The following is a 12,539-nucleotide window of genomic DNA, read 5'->3' on the forward strand; positions in this document are numbered from 1 at the left end:
TCGGACGTTGATCCCACGATGAACCTGCCATGCTTAACGGGCGGTTTACCATCGGTCGCCGCGCGACGACTCAGGTCGATTGTTTCCCGGTCGGAGAAAAGGCCCCGCCGAAACCGTTGCTGGACGATCCTTCCTGGCCCAACAGCAGGGCCAGCAGCCCCTGATCCTGCTTCAGCCGGTCCAGACGCGCCGCCAGCATCTGATCCTTGTCGCTGAGGTTCGGGGTCGCATATTTCGTCTCGCCCGCCCCCGCCGCCGGAGCGCCCTGGCCTGCGGTCCGTTGCAGATTGGCGTGGACCTCGGCGATCGTCGCGGGGCGGCCGTCACGGTAAAAGATGGTGCGATTGGCCCTGGCGGCCTGGGGGAACATGGCCGCCGCACTGGCGCCGGGGTTGCGGTCCATCGCCTCCATCAGGCCCGCCGCGCCTGCCGGACCCAGGAAATGGGCCGCGTAGAGATCGCCGGCTCCCGGCTCCTTGCCCGTCCGTCCCCTCAGATAGGCGGCGTTTGACGCGGTCAGCTCCGCCGCCATGGTCGAGGCCGCGTGAGGGTCGAACCTCAGGTCCAGCACCACATTGCGCGCCGAGCCCTCCACCCGCCAGCGGCCGTCGTTGCCTCGGTGAATCAGGTCGGCGTACTGGCCATAGCCGTGCTGGGCGCCGTGCTGTTTGACCGTGCCCAGCCAGGTCTGTTCGATGAACTGGAACAGTCCCGCCGCCGAGGATGTCGGCGCCTTGGCCGACGGGTTCATTGCGCTTTCGCGCCGCGCCGTCTTGACCAGGAAGTCGTAGTCGACGCCCACGGCGTTGGAGGCGCGCCGAATGGCCGCCTCTACGCCGCCCGAAGATGGAATCGCTCCGATGCCCATAGCGGGATGCTCGGCGAACGTAGTTAACCAATCCCTAATTCTTAATGCGGTCATTAACACATCGACGTTAGTCCAAGACGCAACCTCTGCCGCAAAGCCGCCACAACCCGCGCGCCCACTTCGTCTCACGGGCGCTGCGGGGGCGGTGAACGAGGGAGTGACGTCATGATGATCCGCGCCGCCGGAGGACCCGGCTTGATCAGCCCCATCGACTTCGGGGAACGCAAGAAACCCATCCCACGCTGGATGTGGGGGGCCATAGGCCTGTCGGTCGCCCTGCATGTCGGTGCGGGCGTGGTCCTTTATAACCAGCGCTTCAGTCTGGCCGAGCCAGAACCCGCGCCGGCCACGCCGACCACGATCGTCACCCTCAGCCAACCCCGGCCGCCCAAGCCGATCGATCCACAGGTTCAGCCCAGAACGCCGCCTGCGCCGCCCACGCCGATCCACAAGCCTGACGCCATCTTCCCGACCGAAGTTCTGTCGCCCTTCACAGCGCCTGAAACCCCGGTCACGGGCGATCCCGGCGCGACGGTCGTCGTCAGCACCGCGCCCAAGGGCGTCGAAGGCGGAACTGGGACAACGCCCAGCGAGCCCGTCCGCGCTTCGGTCATCAACAATCCGACATGGGCAAGCCGCCCATCGGCGGCGCAGATGGCCCGCGCCTATCCTCAGCGGGCGATCGAGCGAGGCCTATCCGGCGCGGCCAGCCTGAGCTGCGTGGTTCGGTTGGACGGCGGGCTGACCGCGTGCCGCGTGGCCGACGAAACCCCGAACGGCCTGGGCTTCGGACGGGCGGCCATGGGCCTGGCGCGCGACTTTCGCATGAACCCACGCACCGTCGACGGCCAGGCCGTGGGCGGGGCGACGGTCAACTTCACGGTCCGGTTCGCCGTGGACTAGAAGCGGCCGGGATCGAGGGCGCGGGCTTGCGGCGACGGAGCCCGTCCCTCGATCGCATCTGCGACGACAGCGGCCGCCAGCGGGCCCAAAAGCCAGCCGTTGCGACGCGGCGCCAGGGCCACGAACACCCCCTCCCCGCCAGGGGCGGCGCCGGCCAGCGGCAGGCCGTCGGTCGTCGCGCCGCGCACGCCGACGCGCCATTCGATGTCCAGCGGCTCAGGTTTTTCGCCCAGGACGCGCCACGCCGCCTCGGTCAGCCGCCGGGCCGTGGCGGCATCCGGCGCGACGTCGCGCCGCCCCGTCTCCATCGTGGCGCCGATCACCGCGCCGGTCCCCATCGGAGCGACATAGGCCCCCGGTCCACGAACGACGTGATCGGCCAAGCCGCGCTTTGCGACGCCGATCTGGCCCCGGATCGGCTGGATCGCCCCGATCGCTTCACGCACGGCGGCGGGCAGGCCGGCGATCGCTCCCTCCGCGCCGGTCGCCAGCACCAGGGCCTGCGCCTCCAGCGCCCCGGTCTCCGTTTCCAGACGCCAACCCGTCGCGACCCGCTGAACGGCCATGACCCGTCCGGTCACGACGGCGGCCCCCAGCGCGCGTCTCAGCGCGGCCAGCGCCCGCTGGGGTTCGACCTGATAGTCGTCGTCGGTCGCGACGCCGAGCGTCGTTCGCCGGGTTTCGAAACCCTTGGCCTGCAGCCGCGCCTCCATCGCCTCTACGTCCCCGTCTCGCCATTCGGCAGGTCGGCGAGCCAACTCAATCCCAGACGCGCGCGCGAATTCCGGCCAGATGTCGCGCCCGGCCCGAAACAGCACGGCTTGCTCCAGCGGCGCATCGTCGATCGCCGCCTCCATGGCCGGCGCGATCATGCCGGCGGCCACCTGCGAGGCGTTCGTCTTGCCGGGATCGATCACCACGACCGCCTGGCCGCGTCGATGCAGTTCGAACGCCGTGCATAGCCCCAGAACGCCGGCGCCGATGATCGCAATGGGAGGAGAGGACGTCACAGGCCGTGTGATCGGCCCGCAGCGCCCTTATTGCAAGACGTCCTCGCCGCCCTATTCCGCCGCCAGGGATGCGGCGTCGGTCTGCTGCAGCCGCGCGACAAGGGCCCTGTGCTGCGCCCACAGCGCCTCGGGCAGGTGATTGCCGAACTGCCGGTAGAAGTCGGGAATCAAAGCGGCCTCCTCCGTCCAGACTGCGGCGTCCACCTCCAGCAGGGTCGAGAGCTGCGCCTCGGTCAGGCCCAGTCCCGCCACGTCCAGCGAGGCGGCCGACGGCACCCGACCGACCGCCGTGTCCACCGCCTCGGCCTCGCCGTCGATGCGTTCGCTAATCCACTTCAGCACGCGCGCATTGTCACCGAATCCGGGCCAAACGAACCGCCCGTCCTGATCCTTCCTGAACCAGTTGACGAAGAAGATGCGCGGCAGTTTCGACGCGTCGCGCCCCTGCCCCATCTTCAGCCAGTGGGCGAAATAGTCACCCATGTTGTAGCCGCAGAAGGGCAGCATGGCGAAGGGATCGCGGCGCAGTTCCCCGACCTTGTTCTCGGCCGCCGCCGTGCCTTCGGACGCCACGGTCGAGCCCATGAAGACGCCGTGTTCCCAATCGAACGCCTCGGTCACCAAAGGCACGGCGCTGGCCCGACGACCGCCGAACAGGATGGCGTCGATCGGCACGCCCCTGGGGTCTTCCCATTCCGGCGCGATGGCGGGGCATTGGCTGGCGGGCGCGGCGAAGCGGGCGTTTGGGTGCGCCGCCGGTTCGCCGGACGCCGGATCGTGCGGACGCCCCTTCCAGTTCGTCAGGCCCTGCGGAGCCTCCTTGGTCAGCCCCTCCCACCACACGTCACCGTCCGCCGTCAGGGCCGTGTTGGTGAAGATGGTATTGGTCGCCAGGGTCTCCAGCGCATTGTGGTTGGTGTTGCGGCTGGTGCCGGGCGCGACGCCGAAGAAGCCGGCTTCGGGGTTCACGGCATACAGCCGTCCGTCCTCGCCAAACCGCATCCATGCGATGTCGTCGCCGATGGTCTCGGCCTTCCAGCCCGGCAGGCTGGGTTGCAGCATGGCCAGGTTCGTCTTGCCGCACGCGCTCGGGAAGGCGGCGGCGACATATTTCGCGCGTCCCTTCGGATCGGTCAACTTCAGGATCAGCATATGCTCGGCCAGCCACCCCTCGTCGCGGGCCATGATCGAGGCGATGCGCAGGGCGTAGCATTTCTTGCCCAGCAGAGCGTTGCCGCCATAGCCCGAGCCATAGGACCAGATCTCCCGCGTCTCCGGGAAATGCACGATCCACTTGTCGTCGTTGCACGGCCACGGCGCGTCGGCCTGCCCTGCGGCCAGCGGCGCGCCCAGCGTATGAACGGCCGGCACGAACACACCCTTGTCGCCTAGCTGATCCAGGGCCGGTTTGCCCATGCGGGTCATTACGCCCATCGACAGGGCGACATAGCCGCTGTCGGTGATCTCGACGCCCGGGGCGCTGATGGCCGATCCCAGCGGCCCCATGCAGAAAGGCACGACATACATCGTCCGCCCCGCCATGCAGCCCTCAAACAGCCCGTCCAGACGATCGCGCATCTCGATCGGATCGGCCCAGTTGTTGGTAGGGCCGGCATCGGCCTCGTCGTCCGAACAGATGAAGGTCCGGCTCTCGACCCGCGCCACGTCGCGGGGATCGGACGCGGCGTAATAGCAGCCCGGCCGCTTGTCCTGATCCAGCGCCCTCAGCGTGCCCTTGGTCAGCAGGTCGGCGGTGATGGCCTGTTTCTCGGCCTCGGACCCGTCGCACCAGTGGACGCGCGCGGGCCTGGTCAGGGCGGCAATCTGCTCGACCCAGGCGACGAGGCCGGCATGGGTGGTCGGCGCCGGATGGAGTCCGGGCGTGGCGGAAATGGGCAAGGGCGTCTCCTGAGCGAACAGGCCCGACGATCTGACGCCGTCGTGACCTTCAGCACGCGACGATCACGCACTGTTACAGGCGAGATGCGCCGGTCTTTCCACCTCGTCAAACTGTGCAAGAAAGCGGCGATGTCTACCGGTGTCTTGGGCAAAAGATCGCAGGTGCCAGCGGCGGTCGCTGGCGCTAGAAGGGCGTGTGCAAACACTGGATTCCCTCTCCGCCCTGCCTGACGGCGCCCTCAGCTCGCCCGCTGCGCGTCGCAATGCGGAGGCGATTCTAAAGGCCCTGCGCGCCCATCTGCCGGCGCGCGGATCGGTGCTGGAGATCGCCTCGGGATCGGGCGAACACGCCGCCGCCTTCGCCGCTGCACTACCCGGCCTGCACTGGACGCCCAGCGACCCCAGCGAACAGGCGCGCGACAGCATCGCCGCCTGGACGCGCCAGTTGGCGCTGGCGAACCTGAACCCGCCGCTGTCGCTCGATGCGGCTGACCAATCCACCTGGCCCAATGGCCCGTTCGACGCCCTGTATTGCGCGAACATGACGCACATCAGCCCCTGGTCGGCGACCGAGGGGCTGATGGACCTGGCCGGTCGCGTCCTGCGACGCCCCGGCGGTCTGCTGGCGCTCTACGGCCCCTATCGTGAGGCCGGCGTTGCGCTGGCGGCGTCGAACGCCGCCTTCGACGACAGTCTGAAGGCGCGAAACGTTGAATGGGGTCTGCGGGACCGTGAACCGGTCGAGGCCCTGGCCCGCTCGCATGGCCTTGCGGCCACGCTGCGAGTTCAGATGCCGGCGAACAACCTCATCCTGCTGTTCCGCGCCGTCTGATCAGCCGATCGCGCCGACGACCTTGGACAGTTCGGCCCGGTCGTTCAGCAGGGTTACGGCGCCGTCCTTGAACACCGCGCCGTCGGCCTCGGCCGACACGCCAAAGCTTTCCGCCGCCAAAGCCACGCCGTCGGCGAAGGCGATCACGGTCAGGGCGTTGGCGCGCGCCAGGTCGAGTAGCGACCGCACGGCCGCCAGCGACGCCTCGTCCGTCGAACCGCCCGGAACGACCAGACCCTTCAGCCGACCTTCGACGATGTCCTTGGCCGTGGCGGTGGCCAGAACGGTCACGCCGCCGGTGATCAGGCTGGCGTCGCCTGTCGACATCGGGGCCAAGCCCACGCCTTCGGCCCGCAACGCACCCTCCACGTCGCCCAGCGCGCCGAACTCCATGTCACGCCGCATCACCAGCCCCATGCGCAGACGGGTCGGGACTGGACGGTTGTAACCGGTGCGACGGGGGCCTGCGGAAGATTTGTTTTGAGCGTACAAGACGTCTCCTTCGAGTGTTTTCAATAATGATAGAGGATCGGCGACCGCAGCCGTCGATCCGGCGACACGAATGACCAGAAAGATAAAAATCAACGGGTCCGACGGTCGTCGTCCCGCACTCTGGCTCATTTGTGGAATGTGGGCAGATATAGTGTGAATCTCGTCAGGATCAACCGTCGCGATCCCCGCTCACGGCCCTTGTGATCCTGAACCGGTGGTCCGGCTTGCTCGCGGCGCCGGCTGGCCCTAGAGAGCGACATCGACTGGACGGAACCCGATGGCCTTCACCCGCACCTATGATGGCGACGAACCCGTTCGCGTGAACAAGTGGCTGGGCCAGACCGGCGTCTGTTCCCGGCGCGAGGCCGACACCCTGATCGCCAACGGCCTGGTCTCCATCGATGGCGAGACCATCAGCGATGCAGGTCGCAAGATTCAGCCGGGCGAGACCCTGACCTTGAACGACACCGCCCAGGCGGCCCTGGCGTCGGGCATGACCCTAGTGCTGCACAAGCCGGTCGGTTACGTCTCGGGCCAGCCCGATCCCGGCAAGATACCCGCCGTGCGCCTGCTGACGAAGCCCAACCGTATCGGCGAGGGCGAGATTCCCGCTCGCGACGCCTCCCTGCCCCCCATCGGCCGGCTGGACGAGGATTCGCGCGGCCTGCTGCTGCTGTCGTCCGACGGCGTGGTCGCCAAGGCGGTGATCGGCCCGGCGTCGGAACTGGACAAGGAGTATCTGGTCGTCGTCGAAGGCTTGATCACCGAGGGCAAACTCAGCCGCCTGCGGCACGGCATGGAACTGAACGACAAGCCGCTCAAGCCCGCTCGCGTGACCCAGATTGGGCCGCAGCGAATGCGGTTCATCCTGGACGAGGGCAAATACCGTCAAATCCGCCGCATGTGCGAACTGGTCGGGCTGGAGGTCGTGGACCTGTACCGTACACGCATCGGCCCGCTGGAACTCGGCGACCTGCCCGAGGGCCGCTGGCGTCACCTGACGAACGAAGAGCGCGCGATGCTCATCGCCCACTCAGCATCCTGAGTTCTGCGCCTAATCCAGGGCCCTGAACCACTGATCCAGCAGCTGCGCCTCGGCGCGGCGCGCTTCGGTGCGTCCGGCGGCTTCGGCGTCAACACCCCACTGGTCTTCCTGAAACAGCTCGTCGATCCGCGACAGATCGAACGCCGCGCCGCCGTCCAGCGCGCCCCGCTCCACCGCCAAAGCCAGCACCGCCGACCCCAGCAACGGCACGGCCGTCGCCAGCCCCGTCAGGCGGAATTCATCCAGCGACAGGGCATGCGCCTTGACCCGCGCGATGGCGCCCGGCGACTGGGGCTGGTGGACGATGCCGGCCACCGGCGTCAGAACCACGCCCATCTCGCGCGCGGCCCAGTCTCGCCAAGGCCCCCATTCCCGCGCCTGGCGCTCGACCAGCGGCGTCGGATGTTCGGCCAGGTAACAGACCACGTCCGACCCGGCGTAGGCGGCGATCTCGTCCGCCACCGGCTCGCGCGCCTGACCGATCCGGTCGATGGCGGTCGAGGCCAGCCGCGTCGCCGGCATGGTCGAGGGATCCAGAAACTTGCCCTGCGCCGCCCATTCGTCGGCGACCAGCTGGGCTGCGGCCTGCGTCGGCAGGACCAGCGCCGCCTTGTCCGGCGTCTTGGGCGTGCGCCCGTCCAGCAGCACGGCCCAGCCGCCGTCTGCATGCGGACCGACGACCGCCTCCTTCCAGAAACGTGAGATCCGATCCGGCGACTGTTCGACGAAACGCGGGCGATGCGGTGCGGGCTTGTCGGTCATGGAAGGGTCCGTAAAATCAGATGTTGAGCGTCCGCCGTCACCGGATTCGTTTCACGCCCAGGAAGGGATCGTCCTCCGCCTCGTCCTCGGAGAAGCCGAAGTGGGCGAAGCCGGCCTTCATCTCGGGGCTGAGCGGCGCCGTGACCTTCAGCGTTCCGCCGCGCGGGTGGTCCAGCTCGATGCTGCGGGCATGCAGTTGCAGCTTCAGCGGCCCGGACAACTCCCTGGATTTCTCATCGCCGTATTTCGGATCGCCCAGGATCGGGTGACCGATCCCCGCCATATGCGCGCGCAACTGGTGCGTCCGCCCGGTGAAGGGCCGCAGGGCCATCCACGACGCCCGGTGCGAAGCGCGGCTGACGGTGCTGAACGCGGTCTCGGCCGGTTCGGCCTTGGGGTCCTTGCGTTCGGCCGGGCGCATCATCTCGAAGTCGTTGATGCCGGTCTTCTTCAACGGCATGTCGATCTGGCCCGAATAGGGTTTCGGGTTGCCGATGACGATCGCCCAATAGGTCTTCTTGGCTTGGCGCCGCGCAAAGGCGCCGGCCAACCGCTTGGCCGCCTCCGGCCCCTTGCCCAGCAGCAGGACGCCCGATGTGTCGCGGTCCAGACGGTGGACCAGGCGCGGCCGGTTGACCCCCTCGCCCCAGGCCGACAACAGACGGTCGACGTGGCGGCTGGTCTTGGTTCCACCCTGAACCGCCAGGCCGTGCGGCTTGTTGATCGCAATGACCATGTCGTCCTCATAGAGGACCAGCGACTTGACGAAACGAATGTCTTGTTCGGACAGGGTGTGCATGTCCCCGGCCTGGCGTGAGGTGTCATCCGGGATCGGGGGCACGCGTACGGCGGCCCCGGCGGTCAGACGGCCTTCGGGCTTGATGCGGGCGCCGTCCACGCGGATCTGGCCGCTGCGGGCCATCTTCTGCACCTGGATGTTCGACAGGTGCGGCCATCGTCGGCGGAACCAGCGGTCCAGGCGAATGCCGTCCTCATCCTCGGCGACGTAGATGGTCAGGACTTCGCGCTTGGGCGCGTCCTGCGCAGGTTCAGGGGCGGGCGAGTGATCGGTCAAACAGCGGCTCCGAAGGCGCGGCGCGCAACCACCAGCCCGATGAACAGGGCGACGACGGCTGCGATCACCGAGCCGACGACATAGGCCGCCCCCAGGGCGTAGTCACGCCGCTCGATCATCAGCACCGCCTCAAGCGAATAGGAGGAAAAGGTGGTGAAACCGCCCAGCACGCCCACGGCGGCGAACAGGCGAATGGTTTCCTGATGCGCCCCGCCCTTGAAGGCCAACCAGCCGACCAGAAAACCCATGGCCAGACCGCCCAGCACATTGGCCGCGAAGGTGCCCAGTGGCCATCCGGAGCCAGGCGCCAGGCGCATGGCGGCCAGCCCCAGCCCGTACCGCGCCATGGCTCCCAGGCCGCCGCCAGCCGCGACAAGAAAGAAACGTGTAATCATCGGCGGCTTATACGACACTCCGGCCGCGCCGCCAGCCGGTCAGTGATCAGCGCGGAATGGAGGCCAGCACTTCGCTTGCGCTATAGGCGTTCGGGCGGTCGGGCTTCTGCCCCCGGCCCAGGACGATCTCCAGCGAGGTCGAGGTCGGCTGAGGGCCGGTGAAGTTCAGGCCAACGCCAACGCCGACGCCCGAGGCGGAATAGCCGCCGTAACGGCTGGTCCCCCCGCCGATGGAGACGCTGGGGCGAACGCCGCCAGCCCCGCCCGGACGGCCGTCGGTCCAGCTCTGCGTCACCTCGAACCAGTCAGCGCCCTGATCCGCCGTCAGTTCGGCGGCCCGCAGCAGGGCGAAATCGGCCACACGCCGGGCGTCGCCGACGCCGTTATAAGTGACGCGGTAGCGGTTGGACTCGATCCGCTGTTCCGAGAACCCCTGCCCGCCGGGCGCGCCCTGGGCCCCATAGGGAGCCAGGCTGGCGCAGGCCGTCAGAGCCAGGGCGGAGAGGCCGGTCAGGGCCATGACGAGAGGCTTCATTTCAGCAATCCTTTCGACGACATAGCGCCGCAAACCGCGCCGCGTTCCCTGATACGGCTAAAGCCCAAGCGCGGACCTCAGTGTGGCGAAGTCGGGCGGCGGCGGCGCCTCCACCGTGGTCATTCCGCCCTCGGGATGAGGAAAGCTGAGCTTGGCGGCATGCAGCATCAGGCGCGGCGCCGGCCCGACCGGCGTGGTCAGGGCGCCGCCGTATCGCACGTCGCCGATCAGCGGCCGACCGATATGCGCCATATGCACCCGCAACTGGTGCATCCGCCCGGTCAGCGGCTCCAGTTCGACCACCGCCCCCTCCGGCCCCGAGGCTAGAGTGCGGTATTTACTCTGCGAGCCCTGCGCGCCCGGCGCATCAAAGGCGACGACCCGCATATAGCTCTCTCGCCCGATTTCCTCGCGCCGCAGCGGGACGTCGATGGTCGCGGACGCCGGTTCCGGCGCAGCCGACAGCAGGGCCAGATACTGTTTGCGAAACCGCCGCATCTGCAGCGCCTTACCCAGAAAGCTCGCCGCCGGCTTGGTCTTGGCCGCCAGGATCACGCCCGAAGTGTCGCGGTCCAGCCGATGCACCAGCTCCGGCCGCTTGCCGTTCGACCGGGCGAAGGCCCACAGCAGGTCGTCCAGCGTATGGGCCTTTATCCGTCCGCCCTGGCTGGACAAGCCCGGCGGCTTGGAGAAGGCGATGACATGGGCGTCCTCATGGATCACCCACGAGCGGACGGCGGCGATCTCATCCTCGGACAGGGCGACGGGTTGGCGGTCGGTCATTCGGGGCTTCTAGCGGCGCCCGCCGTCGCGGTCAGCGGAAATCAGCGCAGCACGCCGCGTCTGGTCATCCACCAGGCGTATCCGATCAGCAGGATGCAGATCGCGGTGATGACCGCGCTCATCGCCTCGTTGCCGCTCATCACCTCGGCGCCGTCGGGCGAGACGACATAGGTGTAGAAGAGGCTGGCCAGCATGCCGATGAACGAGGCCACGAAGGCCCACAGCGCCCAGGGTCGTTTCAGCACCAGAAGGATCGCGCCGACCAGGCCGCCCCAGGTCCCGAGGATCCACGCCCCATACATCCAAGCGGGAAAGCCGTGGAAATAGGCCAGTTGCGCCTCGGTCATGCCCATGGACCGCAGATACGGATCGCCGACCGTCAGGCTCATGATGGAATCGAAGCCCCCGAACCCGTTCCACAGCAGGGCCAGGGCCGCCACCAGCCAGAAATGCCAAGGCGTCTTTACGGTCTCGATCATCGTCCCCTCCCCAGGTTGCGATGGGGACAAAATACGCCGCTAAAGCCGGCACGACAATGAACGCCGTTCAGTCAGACACGCCGTCGTCTCGCTGAGCCTTCGCCCGCATCTCGGCCCAGCGCTCCAGCCGCGCCTTGACCTTCTCCTCGTGGCCTTCGCCCTTGGGTTTGTAGAAGGTGCGGCGCTCCATCTCGTCGGGGAAGAAGTCGGCGCCCGAGAAGCCCTCGGGCGTGTCCGGGTCGTATTGGTAGCCCTTGCCGTAGCCCAGCGACTTCATCAGCTTGGTCGGGGCGTTACGGATATGGGCCGGCGGCATCAGCGAGCCCGTCTCATAGGCCGCCTTCTTGGCCGCCTTGAAGGCTTCGTACACGCCCACCGACTTGGGCGCGGTCGCCAAATGGACCACGGCCTGGGCCAGAGCCAGTTCACCCTCGGGGCTGCCCAGAAAGTCGTAGGTGTCCTTGGCCGCATTGGCGACCAGGATCGAAAGCGGGTCTGCCTCGCCGATGTCCTCGACCGCCATCCGCACGATCCGCCGCGCCAGATACAGCGGATCCTCGCCCCCGTTCAGCATCCGCGCCAGCCAGTACAGCGCCGCGTCCGGGTCCGACCCCCGCACCGATTTATGCAGGGCGGATATGAGGTTGTAATGTTCTTCTCTCGACTTGTCATAGGCTGGCGCCCGGCGTTGCAGCACGCTGGCCAGCCCCTGCACGTCCAGCATCTCGCCCTCCGGCAAGTCGAACAGGACCTCGGACATTGTCAGCAGGTAGCGGCCGTCGCCGTCCGCGAGAGCCAACATCGCCTGCCGCGCCTCAGGCGACAGCGGCAGGGTCCGCTCCATATGCGCCTCGGCCCGGCTCAGCAGTTGATCCAGCGCCACATCGTCCAGCCGCTTCAGCACATAGACCTGGCTGCGCGACAGCAACGCCCCGTTCAACTCGAAGCTGGGGTTCTCGGTCGTGGCCCCCACTAGCGTCACCACGCCCGCTTCGACGAAGGGCAGGAAACCGTCCTGCTGGGCGCGATTGAAACGGTGGATTTCATCGACGAAGAGCAAGGTGCTCTGTCCCACCGCCCGCCGCATTCGCGCCGCCTCGAACGCCTTCTTCAGATCGGCGACGCCTGAGAAGACCGCGCTGATCGCCTGATATTCATAGCCCGCCGCCTGGGCCAGCAGCCGGGCGATGGTGGTCTTGCCGGTGCCGGGCGGCCCCCACAGGATCATCGAGCCCAGGCGCCCGGCCTCGATCATGCGCCGGATCGGCCCGCCCGGTCCCAGCAGATGATCCTGGCCCACCACCTCGTCCAGCGTGCGCGGGCGCAGGCGGTCGGCCAGGGGGGCGTCGGGGGGCAGGATGCCGGAGGCTTCGAACAGGTCGCTCATGAGTGCGACCTATGTAGTCGTTCGCCAAAGGCTTTTCACGCGTTAGTATGGCGACCTGCCACGGAGACCGCCTT

General features: G+C 67.9%; 14 protein-coding genes. 3 read left to right on the plus strand and 11 right to left on the minus strand.

From position 1 onward, the window contains the following. Positions 1-70 precede the first annotated feature (70 nt). Positions 71-868 (minus strand): transglycosylase SLT domain-containing protein, encoded by a 798-nt coding sequence (locus ACODSC_RS07055; RefSeq protein WP_488813093.1) that lies wholly within the window; start codon positions 866-868, stop codon positions 71-73. 165 nt (positions 869-1,033) lie between these two features. Here ACODSC_RS07055 and ACODSC_RS07060 point away from each other — a divergent pair, with 165 nt between their 5' ends. Further along, positions 1,034-1,771, plus strand: a complete 738-nt coding sequence (locus ACODSC_RS07060) for a TonB family protein (protein WP_488813095.1) — start codon at positions 1,034-1,036, stop codon at positions 1,769-1,771. Here the strand turns inward: ACODSC_RS07060 and ACODSC_RS07065 are convergent. After that, the gene (locus ACODSC_RS07065; protein ID WP_488813097.1) at positions 1,768-2,781 is read right to left on the minus strand and encodes an NAD(P)/FAD-dependent oxidoreductase; all 1,014 of its coding nucleotides are present in this window, start codon (positions 2,779-2,781) and stop codon (positions 1,768-1,770) included. The two genes, ACODSC_RS07060 and ACODSC_RS07065, sit on opposite strands and share 4 nt — an antisense overlap. Before the next feature lie 51 nt (positions 2,782-2,832). Further along, positions 2,833-4,680, minus strand: a complete 1,848-nt coding sequence (locus tag ACODSC_RS07070) for a phosphoenolpyruvate carboxykinase (GTP) (RefSeq protein ID WP_488813099.1) — start codon at positions 4,678-4,680, stop codon at positions 2,833-2,835. Between the two features lie 196 nt (positions 4,681-4,876). On the opposite strand from ACODSC_RS07070, the gene ACODSC_RS07075 reads away from it, so the two are divergent. After that, on the plus strand, positions 4,877-5,512 hold the full coding sequence (locus tag ACODSC_RS07075; RefSeq protein WP_488813101.1) for a DUF938 domain-containing protein: 636 nt from the start codon (positions 4,877-4,879) through the stop codon (positions 5,510-5,512). Here the strand turns inward: ACODSC_RS07075 and ACODSC_RS07080 are convergent, their stop codons facing one another. After that, positions 5,513-6,004, minus strand: coding sequence for a hypothetical protein (locus tag ACODSC_RS07080; protein ID WP_488813103.1), 492 nt, complete (start codon positions 6,002-6,004; stop codon positions 5,513-5,515). It abuts the gene before it with no gap. A gap of 277 nt (positions 6,005-6,281) precedes the next feature. Here ACODSC_RS07080 and ACODSC_RS07085 point away from each other — a divergent pair, with 277 nt between their 5' ends. Next, entirely contained in the window at positions 6,282-7,049 is a 768-nt protein-coding gene (locus ACODSC_RS07085) for a pseudouridine synthase (protein ID WP_346497480.1), read from the plus strand. A gap of 9 nt (positions 7,050-7,058) precedes the next feature. On the opposite strand, the gene ACODSC_RS07090 is transcribed toward ACODSC_RS07085, so the two are convergent. From ACODSC_RS07090 to ACODSC_RS07120, 7 genes are all read right to left on the minus strand, one after another. Further along, on the minus strand, positions 7,059-7,811 hold the full coding sequence (locus tag ACODSC_RS07090; RefSeq protein WP_488813105.1) for an ATP12 family chaperone protein: 753 nt from the start codon (positions 7,809-7,811) through the stop codon (positions 7,059-7,061). A gap of 37 nt (positions 7,812-7,848) precedes the next feature. Next, complete coding sequence (locus ACODSC_RS07095) at positions 7,849-8,886, minus strand: RluA family pseudouridine synthase (protein ID WP_488813107.1); 1,038 nt, start codon at positions 8,884-8,886, stop codon at positions 7,849-7,851. After that, complete coding sequence (gene crcB, locus ACODSC_RS07100; protein ID WP_488813461.1) at positions 8,883-9,278, minus strand: fluoride efflux transporter CrcB; 396 nt, start codon at positions 9,276-9,278, stop codon at positions 8,883-8,885. The genes ACODSC_RS07095 and crcB overlap by 4 nt, the downstream gene beginning before the upstream one ends. Before the next feature lie 49 nt (positions 9,279-9,327). Beyond that, complete coding sequence (locus ACODSC_RS07105; RefSeq protein WP_488813109.1) at positions 9,328-9,816, minus strand: CC0125/CC1285 family lipoprotein; 489 nt, start codon at positions 9,814-9,816, stop codon at positions 9,328-9,330. Between the two features lie 57 nt (positions 9,817-9,873). After that, positions 9,874-10,599 (minus strand): RluA family pseudouridine synthase, encoded by a 726-nt coding sequence (locus tag ACODSC_RS07110; protein ID WP_488813111.1) that lies wholly within the window; start codon positions 10,597-10,599, stop codon positions 9,874-9,876. Positions 10,600-10,640: 41 nt separating this feature from the next. Then, positions 10,641-11,078 (minus strand): hypothetical protein, encoded by a 438-nt coding sequence (locus ACODSC_RS07115; RefSeq protein WP_488813113.1) that lies wholly within the window; start codon positions 11,076-11,078, stop codon positions 10,641-10,643. 67 nt (positions 11,079-11,145) lie between these two features. Then, positions 11,146-12,465 (minus strand): replication-associated recombination protein A, encoded by a 1,320-nt coding sequence (locus ACODSC_RS07120; protein ID WP_488813115.1) that lies wholly within the window; start codon positions 12,463-12,465, stop codon positions 11,146-11,148. Positions 12,466-12,539: the final 74 nt, after the last annotated feature.

This window comes from Brevundimonas sp. FG128 (assembly GCF_057809775.1).